General features: G+C 58.4%; 20 protein-coding genes. 7 read left to right on the forward strand and 13 right to left on the reverse strand.

The genetic code is table 11. The annotated features are described in order from the left end of the window. Positions 1–447: 447 nt before the first annotated feature. The gene (locus D5261_RS28070; protein WP_174721490.1) at positions 448–1,362 is read right to left on the reverse strand and encodes an AraC family transcriptional regulator; all 915 of its coding nucleotides are present in this window, start codon (positions 1,360–1,362) and stop codon (positions 448–450) included. Positions 1,363–1,518: 156 nt separating this feature from the next. On the opposite strand from D5261_RS28070, the gene D5261_RS28075 reads away from it, so the two are divergent. From D5261_RS28075 to D5261_RS28095, 5 genes are all read left to right on the forward strand, one after another. Next, on the forward strand, positions 1,519–2,589 hold the full coding sequence (locus tag D5261_RS28075) for an aldo/keto reductase (protein ID WP_119323163.1): 1,071 nt from the start codon (positions 1,519–1,521) through the stop codon (positions 2,587–2,589). 175 nt (positions 2,590–2,764) lie between these two features. Beyond that, on the forward strand, positions 2,765–2,941 hold the full coding sequence (locus D5261_RS28080; protein WP_165864423.1) for an SMI1/KNR4 family protein: 177 nt from the start codon (positions 2,765–2,767) through the stop codon (positions 2,939–2,941). After that, on the forward strand, positions 2,938–3,750 hold the full coding sequence (locus D5261_RS28085; RefSeq protein WP_119323162.1) for an ankyrin repeat domain-containing protein: 813 nt from the start codon (positions 2,938–2,940) through the stop codon (positions 3,748–3,750). The genes D5261_RS28080 and D5261_RS28085 overlap by 4 nt, the downstream gene beginning before the upstream one ends. 56 nt (positions 3,751–3,806) lie before the next feature. After that, positions 3,807–4,001, forward strand: a complete 195-nt coding sequence (locus D5261_RS28090) for a hypothetical protein (protein ID WP_125206165.1) — start codon at positions 3,807–3,809, stop codon at positions 3,999–4,001. Positions 4,002–4,032: 31 nt separating this feature from the next. Beyond that, on the forward strand, positions 4,033–4,686 hold the full coding sequence (locus D5261_RS28095; protein ID WP_119323161.1) for a hypothetical protein: 654 nt from the start codon (positions 4,033–4,035) through the stop codon (positions 4,684–4,686). Between the two features lie 283 nt (positions 4,687–4,969). Here the strand turns inward: D5261_RS28095 and D5261_RS28100 are convergent, their stop codons facing one another. After that, complete coding sequence (locus D5261_RS28100; RefSeq protein WP_119323159.1) at positions 4,970–5,521, reverse strand: hypothetical protein; 552 nt, start codon at positions 5,519–5,521, stop codon at positions 4,970–4,972. 98 nt (positions 5,522–5,619) lie between these two features. Between D5261_RS28100 and D5261_RS28105 the strand changes: the two genes are divergently transcribed. After that, a complete protein-coding gene (locus tag D5261_RS28105) occupies positions 5,620–6,444 on the forward strand; it encodes a TIGR02452 family protein (RefSeq protein WP_119323158.1) in 825 nt (274 codons plus the stop codon). Between the two features lie 61 nt (positions 6,445–6,505). Here D5261_RS28105 and D5261_RS28110 read toward each other — a convergent pair whose 3' ends face one another. The 8 genes from D5261_RS28110 to D5261_RS28145 form a co-directional block, all read right to left on the reverse strand. Beyond that, a complete protein-coding gene (locus D5261_RS28110) occupies positions 6,506–6,997 on the reverse strand; it encodes a hypothetical protein (RefSeq protein WP_119323157.1) in 492 nt (163 codons plus the stop codon). 75 nt (positions 6,998–7,072) lie between these two features. Continuing rightward, positions 7,073–7,309, reverse strand: coding sequence for a hypothetical protein (locus D5261_RS28115; protein ID WP_125206164.1), 237 nt, complete (start codon positions 7,307–7,309; stop codon positions 7,073–7,075). 92 nt (positions 7,310–7,401) lie between these two features. Beyond that, positions 7,402–7,623 (reverse strand): hypothetical protein, encoded by a 222-nt coding sequence (locus D5261_RS28120; RefSeq protein ID WP_125206163.1) that lies wholly within the window; start codon positions 7,621–7,623, stop codon positions 7,402–7,404. Between the two features lie 7 nt (positions 7,624–7,630). Then, positions 7,631–8,266: a hypothetical protein gene (locus tag D5261_RS28125; protein WP_301002298.1), complete on the reverse strand. Its 636-nt coding sequence runs from the start codon at positions 8,264–8,266 to the stop codon at positions 7,631–7,633. Positions 8,267–8,351: 85 nt separating this feature from the next. Beyond that, positions 8,352–8,867: a hypothetical protein gene (locus D5261_RS28130; RefSeq protein WP_119323154.1), complete on the reverse strand. Its 516-nt coding sequence runs from the start codon at positions 8,865–8,867 to the stop codon at positions 8,352–8,354. Positions 8,868–8,960: 93 nt separating this feature from the next. Next, entirely contained in the window at positions 8,961–9,536 is a 576-nt protein-coding gene (locus tag D5261_RS28135) for a hypothetical protein (RefSeq protein ID WP_119323153.1), read from the reverse strand. A gap of 15 nt (positions 9,537–9,551) precedes the next feature. After that, positions 9,552–9,905, reverse strand: coding sequence for a hypothetical protein (locus D5261_RS28140; protein ID WP_125206162.1), 354 nt, complete (start codon positions 9,903–9,905; stop codon positions 9,552–9,554). 170 nt (positions 9,906–10,075) lie between these two features. Then, entirely contained in the window at positions 10,076–10,927 is an 852-nt protein-coding gene (locus D5261_RS28145) for a hypothetical protein (RefSeq protein ID WP_119323151.1), read from the reverse strand. A gap of 531 nt (positions 10,928–11,458) precedes the next feature. Here D5261_RS28145 and D5261_RS28150 point away from each other — a divergent pair. Then, positions 11,459–12,808, forward strand: a complete 1,350-nt coding sequence (locus tag D5261_RS28150) for a PAS domain S-box protein (protein WP_119323150.1) — start codon at positions 11,459–11,461, stop codon at positions 12,806–12,808. Between the two features lie 166 nt (positions 12,809–12,974). Here D5261_RS28150 and D5261_RS28155 read toward each other — a convergent pair whose 3' ends face one another. The 3 genes from D5261_RS28155 to D5261_RS28165 form a co-directional block, all read right to left on the reverse strand. Continuing rightward, complete coding sequence (locus D5261_RS28155; RefSeq protein ID WP_165864422.1) at positions 12,975–13,121, reverse strand: hypothetical protein; 147 nt, start codon at positions 13,119–13,121, stop codon at positions 12,975–12,977. A gap of 10 nt (positions 13,122–13,131) precedes the next feature. After that, complete coding sequence (locus D5261_RS28160) at positions 13,132–13,758, reverse strand: hypothetical protein (RefSeq protein ID WP_125206161.1); 627 nt, start codon at positions 13,756–13,758, stop codon at positions 13,132–13,134. 221 nt (positions 13,759–13,979) lie between these two features. Further along, positions 13,980–14,588 carry a hypothetical protein gene (locus D5261_RS28165; protein WP_119323148.1) on the reverse strand — a complete coding sequence of 203 codons (609 nt, stop codon included), beginning with the start codon at positions 14,586–14,588 and terminating at the stop codon, positions 13,980–13,982. Positions 14,589–14,600 lie beyond the last annotated feature (12 nt).

Below are 14,600 nucleotides of genomic sequence, written 5' to 3' on the forward strand. Positions count from 1 at the left end.
GATTACATTCTGGCAGTCAAAATCGTTGACGGCGCGCGTTATGCAGGTAACGCTGTAAAAAAAGGCATCTGAGCGAATAGATACCTTTAGCTTTCTTTGCGCGAGAAGCGCCTGCTCGTCCGTCAGCATCACAAACCACGCACGCAATTATTCTACAAGCAAGGCGGGCGCCACTTCATCCGGCATAGACCGCGCTCGCTCTCAGACTTCCAGCTCGTATTTCTTCACCACGCTCAAAAGACGATCCTCGCACTTGTGCGAGCCAATTTGAGTCTTCTGATCCTATACCAAGATCTGTACGGAAAAATTTCGAGATCGCGACCCAATTCACCAACAAGGTCTTATTCGCCTACAGCGGCGCTATAGCAATTGTCTGGTTAATGTATTTCAAACAACGCCGGTGGAAATGACACTCAATGAGGACTTTCGATGAAGCGATGGCTCCGGTCACGATCCTCGCAGGCGCGCCAGATCCCGCAGCGGCGGCGCGCCGTATAATCGGCGGTATTCGCGGCTGAACTGGGACGGGCTTTCGTAACCAACTTGCAGTCCGGCGGTCGCGGCGTCCAGGTCTTCCCGCAGCATCAGTCGGCGGGCGGCCTCCAGACGCAGATGCTTCTGATATTGAAGCGGACTCATCGCCGTCACGGCTTTGAAATGACGGTGCAGACCCGCCGGGCTCATATTTGCCTCCCGCGCGATGTCGTCAATATGCACGGGTTTGTCGAAGTGCCGTCCCAGCCAATCAATCGCCCGCGCGATCCGCTGGGTCTGACTGTTTTCCAAAGCGATCTGGCAGAGCCGCGCGCCATGCTCACCTCGCAGCAGCCGATAGTAGATCTCCCGGATCGCCATTGGGGCCAGAATGGGAATATCGTCCGGCGTCTCCAGCAGACGCAGCAGACGCACCACGGCGCCCAGCAGCGAACCGTCAATCGGACTGACGGCCACGCCGCGCCCGGACGCCGCCGCCTTTCCCATCTTCCGGTCCGCCTCCACGATCAGCGCGCCGATCTCCCCGGCGTCCAGATCCAGCCGCATGCTCAAACACGGCTTCTCCGGCGTCGCCTCCATCACCTCCGCAAACAACGGCAGGTCCACGGACATCAGTAGGCAATGCGCCGTATCATACACATAAGTCTCATCCGCCAGGGTCACCCGCTTCCGCCCCTGCGCCACCACGCATAACGACGGCTGGAACAAGCCCGAAACCGGCCGGAACGCCCCGGACACCGGCAGCGACGGCTCCGAAAGTCGATACAGACTCAGCGGCCCGATTGCCGTCGGAAACGCCCCATCCCCGTTCGTAAAGCGCTCGATCAGCGCCGCAAGCTCTTCTTGTGGTGTGAGTGGTGGTGTCATTGTGCTTCTCTTGGGATTCGCCCGTTCCATATTACCAGCATCGCCTCCGTTCACAAGACCTTTGAGAGAATCGTGCAAGAATTTGCGAGGATCCGGTTACACGCCACGACGGCCTTAGCTCCATAATCCACTGTATCGAATTCGAAGGAGAGCGCCATGAAATACAAACTGTTAGGACGCAGCGGACTGCGCGTTTCGGAGATTTGTCTGGGAACAATGACCTTCGGGGAAGACTGGGGCTGGGGCGCGTCCAAGGACGAGAGCCAGGCGGTTTTCGACGCCTTTGTTTCTGCAGGCGGAAACTTCATCGACACCGCCAATCTCTACACAAACGGCAGCAGCGAGAAGATCACCGGCGAGCTGATCGCGCATGACCGGGATCGCTTCGTCCTCGCGACCAAGTTCTCGCTGCAGGACACTCCCGGCGCGCCCGCGAACGCTGGCAATCCCAACGCGGCGGGCAACCACCGCAAAAACCTACGTCGGTCCGTCGAAGGCAGCTTGAAGCGGCTCGGCACGGATTATATCGACCTGCTCTGGCTGCACGCCTGGGACTTCACCACACCGGTCGAGGAAGTGATGCAGTCGCTCGACGATCTCGTGCGGGCAGGCAAAGTGAACTACGTCGGCGTCTCGGACACACCTGCGTGGATCGTCTCGCAGGCCAACACCCTTGCCGAGCTGCGCGGGTGGTCGCCGTTTGTCGCCCTGCAAATCGAGTACAGCCTGATTGAGCGGACGCCCGAGCGCGACTTAATCCCCATGGCGAACGCCCTGGGGCTCAGCGTCACCCCTTGGTCGCCCCTCGGGATGGGAGTGCTCACCGGCAAGTATAACGACTCAACACAGCAGGCCGGAACCCGCCTCGGCGCGGCCGATGGGAATTTCGGAGACAACCAGTTTGCGAGTATCCTGTCCGAGCGCAACCTCGCCATCGCGCGGACCGTATCGGACGTCGCCGCCGAAATCGGCAAAACCCCATCCCAGGTCGCCCTCGCCTGGCTGCTGGCGCAAGGTCCCAGCGTCATTCCCATCATCGGCACGCGTAAAGTCCACCAGCTCGTCGACAACCTCGGCAGCGTGGACATTACCCTCACCGCCGACCAGCTCGCGACGCTCGACGCCGCCAGCAAAATCGAGCTCGGCTTCCCGCACGACATGATCGCCTCCCCTATGGTCCGCAGCTTCGTCACCGCCGGCAACGACGACGCCATCGTCAAGCGATAAACCACGCAATCGCCGTCAAGCAATCTCCAGACACGCAGCAAAGCTAGCCGCCTTGCTGCGTGTTTGGATTCTCGCTCCATGAGAATTGCGGACAATCTCTTGCCCTCTTACTCCGTGGTGTGTTCCCGAGCGCTTACCTGATGGTAATATGAGGCGTCAAAGCAAGGAAGAGGCCATGACCAACATCAGCGCCGCTTGGGCTCGCATCGATATTTGGCTTAGCCGCAACGCGCCCCAGATCCTCGCAGGCATGGCGTCCGGCGCTTCGGAGGACGAGGTCGCCGCCGCCGAACAAGAGATGGGAATAATCGTTCCCGATGACGTACGCGAACGGTTGGAGACGAAAAGATGAAGCGCAGAAGAGAATTGGATAAAGTGATCGAAACGGGAGACGCCGTACGGCTATCAGCTCTACTGCAAGCCGGAGGCGATAACGAAGAGCACAATCACCTCGGCTGGACACCGCTGATGTCGACGGCGTACAAAGGCAACCTCAATGCAATGCGCGCCCTGATCTCCGCCGGCGCGGATCGATATACTCTAACCCGAGACGGAGAGTGCGCCCTGCACATCGCAGCTCGTGGCGGCCAGGCGGACGCAATCCGTTACCTTATCAGCTTGGGGCTAAATGTGAACGCTACAGACCATTATGGAGAAGTCACGCCGTTGCACATCGCAGCAGCAGGGTCAAGGCATGACATCGCCTCGGAAGCCTGCGCCGCGCTCCTGGATGCTGGAGCTAAAATCGACGCGCGAAACAAAGACGGCGCTACACCACTTTACTTTGCGTCTCTCAGTATGCGCGAAAAAGTCAGTAGGTTTCTTGTAAGCCGCGGCGCGGACACAAACGTCCGCGCTTCAAAGGGCCGAACCGCACTCATCACGGTCACCAAACTGGCGATGAAACCGGAAACCGCATCACTACTCGTAGAGATTGGAGCCGAACTCGATATTCAAGACGACGATGGCTGCACCGCCCTGATTTACGCCGCACGCCACACAACCATCGGCTTTTTGGACATCCTAATAAACGCCGGCGCGAACCCACTCCTCCAAAATAACGAAGGCAAAACCGCGCTGGACATCGCGGAGGAAATTGCGCGAACGTCAAGCAGCGGTCACTCGGAAACCATCGCCATTCTGCGCAGAGCGATGATATAAGATGCGCTCCCGCTCACGATGTTACTAAAGTATCGTCCGCCCAGTATAATGGTTGTATGACCACGCAAGAATTACTGCTCGGCGAACCACAGACATTGCGCAAGCGCCTGATCCGTCTGGCGCAGATGTGGACGGCCTTCGTCCTGATTCATCTGTTCTTCCGATTTGTATTTCACTATGATCGCCTCGAAACCACGCTCATCTTCATGGTGGGCGCCCTGTTGATTTTCCGAATCGCTCCGCCGAAATAGCATCGCCTACCCTTCGCACAAACAATAACCCATGAAAAAATATCTGGCAGCGCAAAAGACGGCGCACTCGCAGGCTCTGCTTCCCTACGAAAGCATCTTCGGCAGCCGCGTTACTCTGCCCGCTCGTTTGGGAGTAGCCGCCCTGGCGGCGGGGGCGTTTGGCGCTTCTCTCGCCTGGATCAGCAGCGTCTATGACATGCCCTTCGGCGCCATCCAGGGTCTGATCACCGCTCTGATTGGCATTCACGCCTTTGCCATGGCGACAGCCCACGAACAAGCGCCGGCAAAACTCAGGCGTCACGGTCTGCTTGGCTCTCCGGAAACCCGATCCGTTCGTATCACCGTCTCCACCTTGTCGGCCGCGCTCGTGAGCGCTCCCACGGCGTGGGACACCCTCACGCACCGTCACCCCTTCATCCCGGCGCTCTATTCGCTCTCACTCTGCATCGGTCTCTACTGTTATTACGCCGCCACCATGAACGATCACAGCAGCAAGAATAGCGACATCCTTGGCGATCCCGGCACGCTGCGCAGCCGCCTCAGGCATACCGGACTGCTGCTTGCTATCTACGCTGTTCTTTTCGGCGGCATTTGGCTCACCACCCGCCAGTCCATCGTCCCATCGTACGTTATCATCCCATGTGTGATGAGTGGCGTCTACTGGACATTTTATAAAACGAAATAGCCATTCGCGCATAAAAACGACGCACGCACGTTCCGAATGCCCTCACTCCTCCAACTCCATAGCCTTCGTATTCCCATGGCTCACGCTAGCCAGTCCTGACGTAATCCCGTGAACCATGCCCACGCTGCGATCGCGTTTGCGGCGTCGCCGGCTCGAAAGAATACGGCCAGTCCAAAACGTTTCTCACGTTTGCCGTCTTCGCCAGACAAAGCACATATCTCCAGCGAAACGTGCGCCGTAAATCGCCCTCTTAAGGCGATAAAGCGGCTTACCGAGTGCGTGATCATCCGTGCGCCGTGGATAAGAAGCCCTCAATTTCCGCCTTCGCTCGCTCTGCGGATTCTGGAGTTTTGAATATGGCGAGTAGGATTTGCGCGTTCTTTCGGTCTGCGTCGCCCGGTATTTTCAATTCAAGTTGGTAGAGCTTGCTTCCCAATCGCCCTGCGGAAAAGAGCGAGTCCGCCAACAGTGGGCGTTCGGGTTCGCTTCCGATCTGAAACGTTCTGGGACTTCGGCGGATGCAAAATGGCTGATGCGTCTTTCCGCTGGCGAAGATCTGCCTGGCCAAAAGATATCCCAGCGGTACTGCAACGCCGTAACAGATAAGCTGTGGAAGCAGCACGGACAGCGGCGCCTGGAAATATTTGTGCTGATAGAGATAATAGAGCGGGGCGAACGTGTAAAAGACAGCCAGAATGATCCGCTTGTTGCGGGTGTCCTTCTCATAATACGGCTGCGTCGCCCGCAGGCTCTCACCATCGATTATCATTTCCAAATATTCAACGGTCACATCCTCTTGCCCCGCTTTCGGCGCGGGCGGCCACAGATTGCTCATCGCGTTTTCTCCTGATAGCTTTCTTTCCATCTATCAGACATCTGAATGAGCGTTTCCTTCTCAAACCGTCCCGTGGCGGCGATAGTATCAATAATACAATGAAGAAATCAACACGAATACAAGCCGCGCAGGAGACGCTGGCGATTTTTGAGGCGGGGCGTTACACGGCGCCGTCGGGGCGGGTGGTGGAGGTCCGGGACGCGCAGGCGGCGGCGATGGCGGGAACACGGCTGTACTTGCCGTCGGACTTTCCCGATCCGCTCCCATTGTACGCGAAGCGCATTGGAGCGACGGTGATTGAGGTGACGGCGGAGACGACGCTGGAGGCCGCGCGCCGCCTCGCGCCGTCCAATCCCATGGCGCTCAACTTCGCCTCGGCCAAGAACCCCGGCGGCGGTTTCCTCAATGGCAGCCAGGCGCAGGAAGAATCGCTCGCGCGGTCATCGGGACTGTATCCCTGCCTCCTGCATGGCCGCCCCATGTACGATTATCACCGCCAGCTGGGCACATGCCTGTACTCGGACCACATGATCTACTCACCCGATGTCCCCGTAATCCGCGAGGACGAAGGCGCACTGCTGGACACTCCGTACACAATGTCGTTTCTCACGTCTTCAGCAGTCAACGCCGGTGCGCTCTATCGAAATGAGCCGCACAATATCTCCCAGATACAACCGACGATGGCGGAACGACTGCGTAAAGTCCTCTGGCTGGCCTCGGAACACGGCCACAACACCTTGATCCTCGGCGCATGGGGCTGCGGCGTCTTCAGAAACGATCCCGCCATGATCGCCGGCCTCTTCGCCGAAGCCCTCGGCCCCGGCGCCCCCTTCGATCGCTGCTTTGCACACGTCACCTACGCGGTCTATGACGGCAGCGAAAACCAGGAAGTCATCCGCGCCTTTCAAACCCGCCTGAGCTGATAGAAGCATGCCTCACGAACAGGCGCAAATGCCTGGCGAATCGAAGACGCCCGGCACGGGGCTAAGATTGTTCGGACTCCCGCAGAAGTTTCGCTTCATATGCTCGGCGCTGCGCCAATTCTTCGTCGCTCATTCGCCATTGGTTCGGCAGCGCGGGGTCCAGCTCGTATGGCTCGGAGTAGTAAGGGACGCCCGACATATCGACAAACACCGCGACCAGCGACACCGCGCCCTCATAACGCCGATCGGCTATGAGATCGCAGAGCCGCTGGCGGCACAGCTTAAACTCGCAATCTTTACCCGGGCGCAGCCAGAATGGAAACGCCGGTCCGGCGAGGACAATCCCCTTGGCCCCGGGCGCGAATTGCAGCGGCAGGATCTCGCCGCTTGGCAGCGCAATCCCCGCCTGCTGAAGCAGAAAGGGACTGAGCTTCGCGCTCGCCAGTGGACATACCCATTCCTCGACCAGGTTATCGTCAGCCGCCACATACATCCCGCGACTGATCTGAACGCGGATATCGTCGCTTCGGTCGAAAGGATTCTTGTTCCACATCAGTAATTTTCACCGTTCCAACGGACATTCAAATCCCCGCGAACCTCGCACGCCAGAACAGAAGACTGGGACGGATTAGGTATGACGCAATAACATCTCGCGGAATTTTCGACCTGGCGTATCCAGCGTCGCCGACCTCTCAAAAATGACCGTTGTTTCAAGATTCGAGGGGTCGAAACAGATTTCCTCCCACACCCGATCTCCGGGATCACGCTCAGCACTAAACAACAAATCACTCAAAAGCACCAACATAAAGACGTTATTGCCGGTCCGCGAATCCAATATCGAAAAACAGGCAGATTCACCGGCCATTCTCAGTGCGATTCCTGGTATAAGGTTAGATGGATCTTTCAGCCGTTCGCGGCTGAGGGATCCCCACCCTCATTCGCCAACTCACTCCATGTTTACGCCGAGCAGCCTTGCACATGCAGCCTCAGGCAGTCCGGGCACAGGAAAAAGTAGAGCGCGTCTTCGCGGATAAAAAACGTCTCGCCGGTTAGAAAATGTCCTCCCTGGAACTTCTCCTGGCCAATCCCCGCGATATAATCCATCTCGTGGCGCGCCAGCCGCAGCGCAGGTTCGTCTTTTCGCCTTCTCGCACCAAACGCAGCCGAGCACAGTTCCATATCAGTGTCACAGCCAGCGCCAATCGAACCGGCCGGCCCCCTGCTCCAGCACCGCAACACGCTCGCCTTGGCGCAGCAGCGCTTCCTTTACCGCGTCATTCGCGCCAAGCATCCGGTGACCAGTCACGAATATGGCGTAGTTGACTTCGCAGCCAAATGGAATATACGCCCAGCCGATCTCTTCAATCCATTTCGGCGCGGATTCCGTCATATACAATTCTTTGCTGGGGTAGGAATAATAATGTATCTCTCCATTCGGATGATACACCGTATGAGACTTTAGTGGAACGCGCTGCAAAATCTGCGGCGGCGTCGACGCTGGGTAAGCAAAGCTGAAGTTGTCGTCATATCGGCCGATATTGTCCTTCAGGATCTCCTGCATTTCCGGAAGCAGCCAGAGGCGGCTGGCCTCAGGCGTAGCTAGAAAATCGTCCAGCGCGTCTTCGTCTGGATATCGCCGATTGAGATCCGCCAGTAAATCAGGCGCCCGGTCGAGATAACTCCACAGCGGGCCGGCCCCATACCACAACGGCGTGTCGGCGACATGCGCCAGCGCCGTTTCCAAATTACCGCGCGTGGACCGCATCAAACAATGTGGGAACTTTGCAATGGGAGGATCCAGCGTCCCAAGAAATCGCAGCATTGTCTGATCTTCCCACGAGATCGATGAATCATTGCTTTTCATTGCATTACTTTGGAGTTGATGGGGAATAGCTTCTGTCGCGAACTCAGTCGCCGGAGCACCCTTCGATGTAGTATTCGGTGGGCGTCTCTCCCGTAAACAGCACCAGATAAACGGCGCTCCACCGGCCGTACAGATTGCAGTCGTAAAGCCGTAAGCCCCCGCCGTTGTCCGGCGACAGGAGATCTCGCGACGGATACGGCGTGCCGAAGATCTCGACAACGCAGTCCTCCGGAACGGGACTCAATCCCCCATATTCAGGCGCCGCGCAGATATGATCGATATCCAGGACGGAATGCGCCCCGGTGTCGCCATATTTCTTAAGAAGCGATTCAATCGACTTCGGACGGCGGGACTTGGTGATATTGGGACTCAGCAGCGCAAGCCGCTCGCGGTACTTTCTTCCCGCTTCCGGATCTAGCCGTTCGATGGTCGCGGCAAGAGTATCCAGTCCGCCGTACGAATAATCTCCGCGTTCAAACACCTCATTCCGAAGCTGTTTCAACGCAGCCTCAATATCCGGCTGATAAGGAATAAAATGCCGCCACTGCGTTGCTCCCAATCCGCTCCTCCTCCGCACCTGTTGTCAAAAAAATGATGCTCGACGATTATGTGCAGCTGACTTTGGCGTCGCGGATCGCGCAAATGGCGCACTTCAGTACATTTCTGCTGGCTGCTCCCACGTTAGCTTTTCGAGGCTGTAATGCTGAAACCCATGGCGTTTGATCAGATCGAAGGCGCGCTGTGTGACTACTAATCCGCAGCTGGGGCGAACCGGCCCCGGCGCGCCGATTCTCTGGGGGTCGAACACAAAGTCAATTCGTTTTGCGTAGATCAGATCGTCTCCAGAAGTAGCCTTGATTGTCGACGCCATGGTAATTTCTCCGGTTCCCTCAAGACGAAGCCATTGAAATTCGGGCAGACTGGCTAACTCCGGCCGGGATCTCTGGCTGTTCTTAAAGGACGGCTTTCCAGAGACGATTACGGGATCCAGACGAAACCCGGTGATGCCCTCGGCAAGCAGATCCGCGCCCAGCGACGCCGTCACCAAAAATTGCTGGCCATTTGTGACCAGCGAATCGCCCTTCCATCGCTCAAAACGAAAATCCAGTTGCTGTATGTCCGCCACACCCGTTTCGCTCGCGCGCAACGCTTCTGTATTCAGAATAATCGTCTCAGGTCCATAGACACCTGAGCGCTCCAGCAGCAAAAAATAGTGCGCGCTTTTCATAAGGGGCCCACGATCCTAAGACTTTCGAACGACGAGCTCCTTAGAAGTTTTCGTCACGCCGTCGAGCAGTAAGATCCGAATATCGCGCAGCCGATCGATCTGCGGTTTCCATTCGAAATCTTGGAGGAGCAGGTGAGAAATAGCCAGCTGGATCGCGGTTTCCTGCTGAGGGCTGGCGGTGAAAACGAACGTCAGTCCCCACGCGGCGTTCTTTCGACTCTTCAGCCACTGGATCATCGCCTCGTTCACGTGGCGCATTTCGCTTTCCAGCGGATAGGGGTTGTCAATCACGGCGGTAATCGCGAGCATATACCCCTTGGAAAACAGCTGTCTCTTCGAAGCTTCCATGACGGTCACTGAAGTGGACATTTCGTTTCTTGGCTCCGTTCATCGTTGATGTGGATCCCGCATCCCAGCGGCGTTCACGAGATGCGGACAAGCAGACGTGCGAGACATCTCATCATACGACAGCCAACGAGCAGACGTCAAGTTTTTCAAGAAAATCTAATCATTCCGCGTAACAGACACGGACCGCCTCCCTAATCTTTGTCGATCTGGACGGGCGCCCAGCCAATCGTCAGTTTATGCAGGACGCAGAATTGGTAGAACGTTTGCGAGAACACCGTATGCGGGGCGTTGAGGCCAAAGTTCTCATATGTCAGCGCGATATCGAACGGCGGGATGCTCGCCAAATCCTTCGCCCGGTAGTGCAGTTCAGGAATGGCGAATAGCGCCTCTGGAAAGTCGATGCCTTCGCGCAGCACTGATGGCTCCGGCGCATCGCGATCGAGGAGGCGGCTTGGGCCCCGCGCGCTCAAAAAGACGTTCCGATCGGAAAGCGGCGGCAGGACGATCTCGCTCGTGAGCTCCCAGAACTGCCCCGACAGCTTCTTCGCGCCCGCCCCATACAGTTCGATGGGCTGGAGTTTGGCTCCCCGAAACGCGCCCTCTTCCACGGCGGCCCGAATGCGTTCGGAGATCAACACCGCCATGCCCCATCCCCCACCGATATCGGACTTCGGCTTGATCTTCGCGGCGTCTTTGCTCAGCAGGCCACTCGGCAGTCGTTCATCAAACCCAAACGTCCGCGTAAAATATGGCGACAGATACCGGCATTGCTCCAGGTCGCGTTTGCTGTAAGATCGCTCGATCCTCATCAAAAAGTCATGCTTACCCGGCATCGTCCCAGGGTCGGGCGTGCAGTCGTAGCGCCGCAGCAGATCGAAGATCTGGGTGTTCCGTTCATCTTCCTGCGGCATTTGACTGTCGAAGACCTGCACCCCATGCGCGTTGGTCCGCGCTCCTTCGGGATAAATCGCGGCAATCTCCTCAAACAGAGCGCCGCCGACTTCATCAAAACTCCCAAAGTGAATCGTGACGATGGTTTTCATATTGGGTTATGGATTCTTCCGGGGAATTAATCATGAAACTCCTGCCTCAGTAGGGATCTCGTACACCTGCTTCAGATAAGGAGAGATCAGTAAATTGATTGCGGATGCAATGAGCAGCATGGGGATTTGGACGTGAAGAAAGTCCATCCGCTAGCGGACATATCAAACGAGATCGCCAGGATGAGGAAGAATGGGAATTGCGCAAGCCCATACGCACTTTTGGTGTTCATTGTCTCTCGCTATCCTGCATTTCTGTTTATGATACCATGGGCGCCCAGCGCATCCAGAGTATGCACGCCAGAAAACGTCTGGTCCTGGTGTAAGGATGCGGCGGGATGAAGGCAAGGACATGTTAACGAAAGTGCGTTTTCGTTAACATGTTCTTTCTCGTCCGATCCAAGGAGCCAAAAAAGATCAGGTGGCATTCTTGGGGCGAATCCAGGTATAAATTCTATGGATCTTACAGCCGACGCAGGCTGAAGGATACAAATTCCCGCAAGTCGCGCAACAAACGCCGGATGTAGAGACGCAATGACCGTTCCAAGCTCCGAGGATGAAGAGGATGGACTGGACGCCGCCAAGCGCGCGCTTGCCGAAAGCGAGCGGCGGTACCAGACGCTGTTTGAGACGATGGCGCAGGGCGTCGTCTACCAGGACAAAAATGGGCGCATTATTTCCGCCAACCCGGCGGCCGAACGGATGCTGGGAATGACGCTGGAGGTCATGCAGGGCCGCACGGCGACCGATCCCCGATGGCGCGCCGTCCGCGAAGACGGTTCACCATTTCCCGACGACGAGCGTCCCTCCGTCCGGGCGCTGCGAACGGGCAAGCCGGCGCTGGGCGTCATCACCGGCTTCTATCACCCCGAACTTAACGAGACGCGCTGGCTGCGCAACGACTCCACTCCCGAACTCGATCCCGTCGATGGCTCCCCGGTGCGCGTGTACTCCATTTTGGAGGACATTACCGACCGCCTCAAGGCCGAGAAGGCGGCGGCGGAGGCGTCACGCACCGTCGTCACCATTTTGGAAAACGTCACCGACGCCTTCTTCGCGCTGGACAAGGAATTCCGATACACCTACGTCAATCGGCGAGGCGAGGAGATCACGCACAAAACGCGCGAGGAGCTGCTGGGGCGCCGGGTGTGGGATGTCTACCCCGACCTGATTGGATCGGTCTTTTACCACCAGTACTATCGGGCCATGGCAGGCGACGGCCCGGTCACGTTTGAGGAGTTCTACGCCGGATCCCAAACCTGGTACCGCGCGCACGCCTACGCCACCCCAGACGGACTGGCCGTCTACCTGCGCAATATCACCGCCGAGCGCCGGGCGGCGGAAGAGCGCGCCGCCACCGAGCAGCGGCAGCGCGAATTCATGCGCGATGTCCTCGCCAGCGTCACCAACGGCAAGCTGCACCTGTGTTTCAGTGACGCCGATCTGCCCGGCCCATGTCCCGATTGCACCGGCGTGACGCTCACACCCACCGAAGGATTACGCGCGCTGCGCCTCACCGCCGACGAAGCCGCCGGCGCGCAGGGCTTCAGCGACGATCGCCGGCACGACCTGGTCACCGCCGTCAGCGAAGCCGGCATGAACGCCATCGTCCACGCCGGCGGCGGCGTCGCCTGCGTCCGCACCCTCCCCGATCACATCGTGCAGGTCTGGATCGTCGACGAAGGCGCGGGCATCTCCGTCGAGAACCTGCCCCGGGCCACCCTCGAAAAAGGCTACACCACCGCTGGCACCCTCGGCCACGGCATGAAGATGATGCTCCGCTCCACCGACCGCGTTTACCTGCTCACCAGCCCCACCGGCACAACCGTCGTGCTCGAACAAGGCCCCAACTCCCAATCGCCGCTCCTGCAAAACGAATGGTGAGACGCCTCACTTCAACGTCCGCCCTCCGGCCCTTCGATCAGCGCCTCCGCCTGGCCCGCGTACTGGTCCAAGACACATTTCACGAACAGCAAAACAAGCACGTCATCTTTAATATTGCGAGACGTCCCTGCCGCCGCGAACCTCATCGCAGCTTGCCCAAAGCGACCTACCCCGCGCCACTGTCGAACGTGACACGAAAGACGACATCGACCTCTGCGGCTTCCTCCGTCACAACGCCGTAATGGATAACCACAACGATCTCATTCCAGCGGCGGACGGCCAATATCTCCGTGAAGCAGTCGCCGATTCTCATTTGCGCAATCTCACCGTTCGGAAAACACCCCGAGCGGCCGCCAGCGGCGGCCGCGCCAGTGGTTGCTGCGGCCACGGCGTGAGCGGAGAAAAGAATCCCAAAATATGAGCTGTAACAACAGCACAATGATGGCCGCTGGAACGATGAGCACGCCGTAGGAGAGATAACCAGCCAGGGCGAAGATGATTCGCGAACGCGATGTCTCGGGCAGGCGCCGAAGCGCCCCATGGCTGGGATTATGCCGGCCTTCGCGGAGATAATCGCGCGGCGTCCCATGCGTGTCCAGCGCCCAAACGCCCGACGATTTCCCATCGTCGGATTGGCAGAGGATGTCTTGCCGCCCGTCGCCGTTCACATCGAGAAAGCTGAAGTAAACCGGATGCCGCCCCCCGAGATAGGCGACCGCCACGTTGCCGCGATAGAACGTGCAGCCCGCGCCGGCGTGACGTCCCTGGAAGAAATCGTACTCCAGCCGGTCGGCGGAAATCCCTACGCGCCGCGAATCGATCCCATGCGTATCCGGGCCGTCATCGTCCGTCTCGATGAAACGGAATTGGAACCATGGGTCAACTGCCCGAATCGCAAATCCGCCGAAGAGCGAAAACAAAAGTACAGCAGCGTTCAATGACAAAGACATGAGGCGGACGTACTTCCAAAAACGCAGTCGACTCGGTCCAGTTCTATTGCTCGGATTGTCCCCCGATCGCACCTCGGCGCTCATATGTCCCCTTCTCCTACTTCGGCGACTTCGTGTACAAAGATAAACAACGTGGCGCGGCGCCCGCAGGTTTCGCCAATCCAAGCGCCCCGAGTTTCTTTCGAAACGCGGGGCGCTTGGATTGTGTACAATCTCAGAACTTACTGCACGGAGACGCTGTAGCTCAGCTCGCCGGAATAGCTGCCGCCGCCGGTGATTGCGCCGTAGTCCGTCAAGTGGCGGGTGATCGTTAGGGAGCCGCCGGGCGTGACGGGGACGGTGGAGACGTGAGCCGCCGTCTTGCTGCCGCTCACGGTTTGCTGGGAAATGCCCCGCCCGGTGTAGTAGGTGGTGATAGGCGCATCGCCCAGGCCGTTGTCGGCGCTAGTCGTGCGTGTGGCTCCATACTGCGCGCCGCCGGCGGCGTAGGAGTATTCGGTGATTGTGACGCTGGCCGGCGCGGGGTCGCGCGCCAGATCGCCGTTGTTCGGGACCCACGCGATGGTCCCGGTATAGGAGACACTGCCTGTCAGACTGCCGCCGCCGCCGCCCGCGCCGATATCAAAGCTCATCGAGCTGGCCGTGTACGATGGGCTGAGCGGCCCGCCGCCGCCGCTCCCCGTCGGATTGTACGTAAATCCGCCCGTCGGCGCGCCTGTCAAACCCCAGTGGCCCGCATAGGCCGGCTGAGAAATCAAAACGGGAGCCGCCGTGAATAGGACCGCTCCGAGAAAGAAGGACCGACCGCCAAGCATTTTGCTAACGTTCATAGATGTCGCCTC

Origin of the sequence: Capsulimonas corticalis (assembly GCF_003574315.2) — a bacterium.
Classification (GTDB): domain Bacteria; phylum Armatimonadota; class Armatimonadia; order Armatimonadales; family Capsulimonadaceae; genus Capsulimonas; species Capsulimonas corticalis.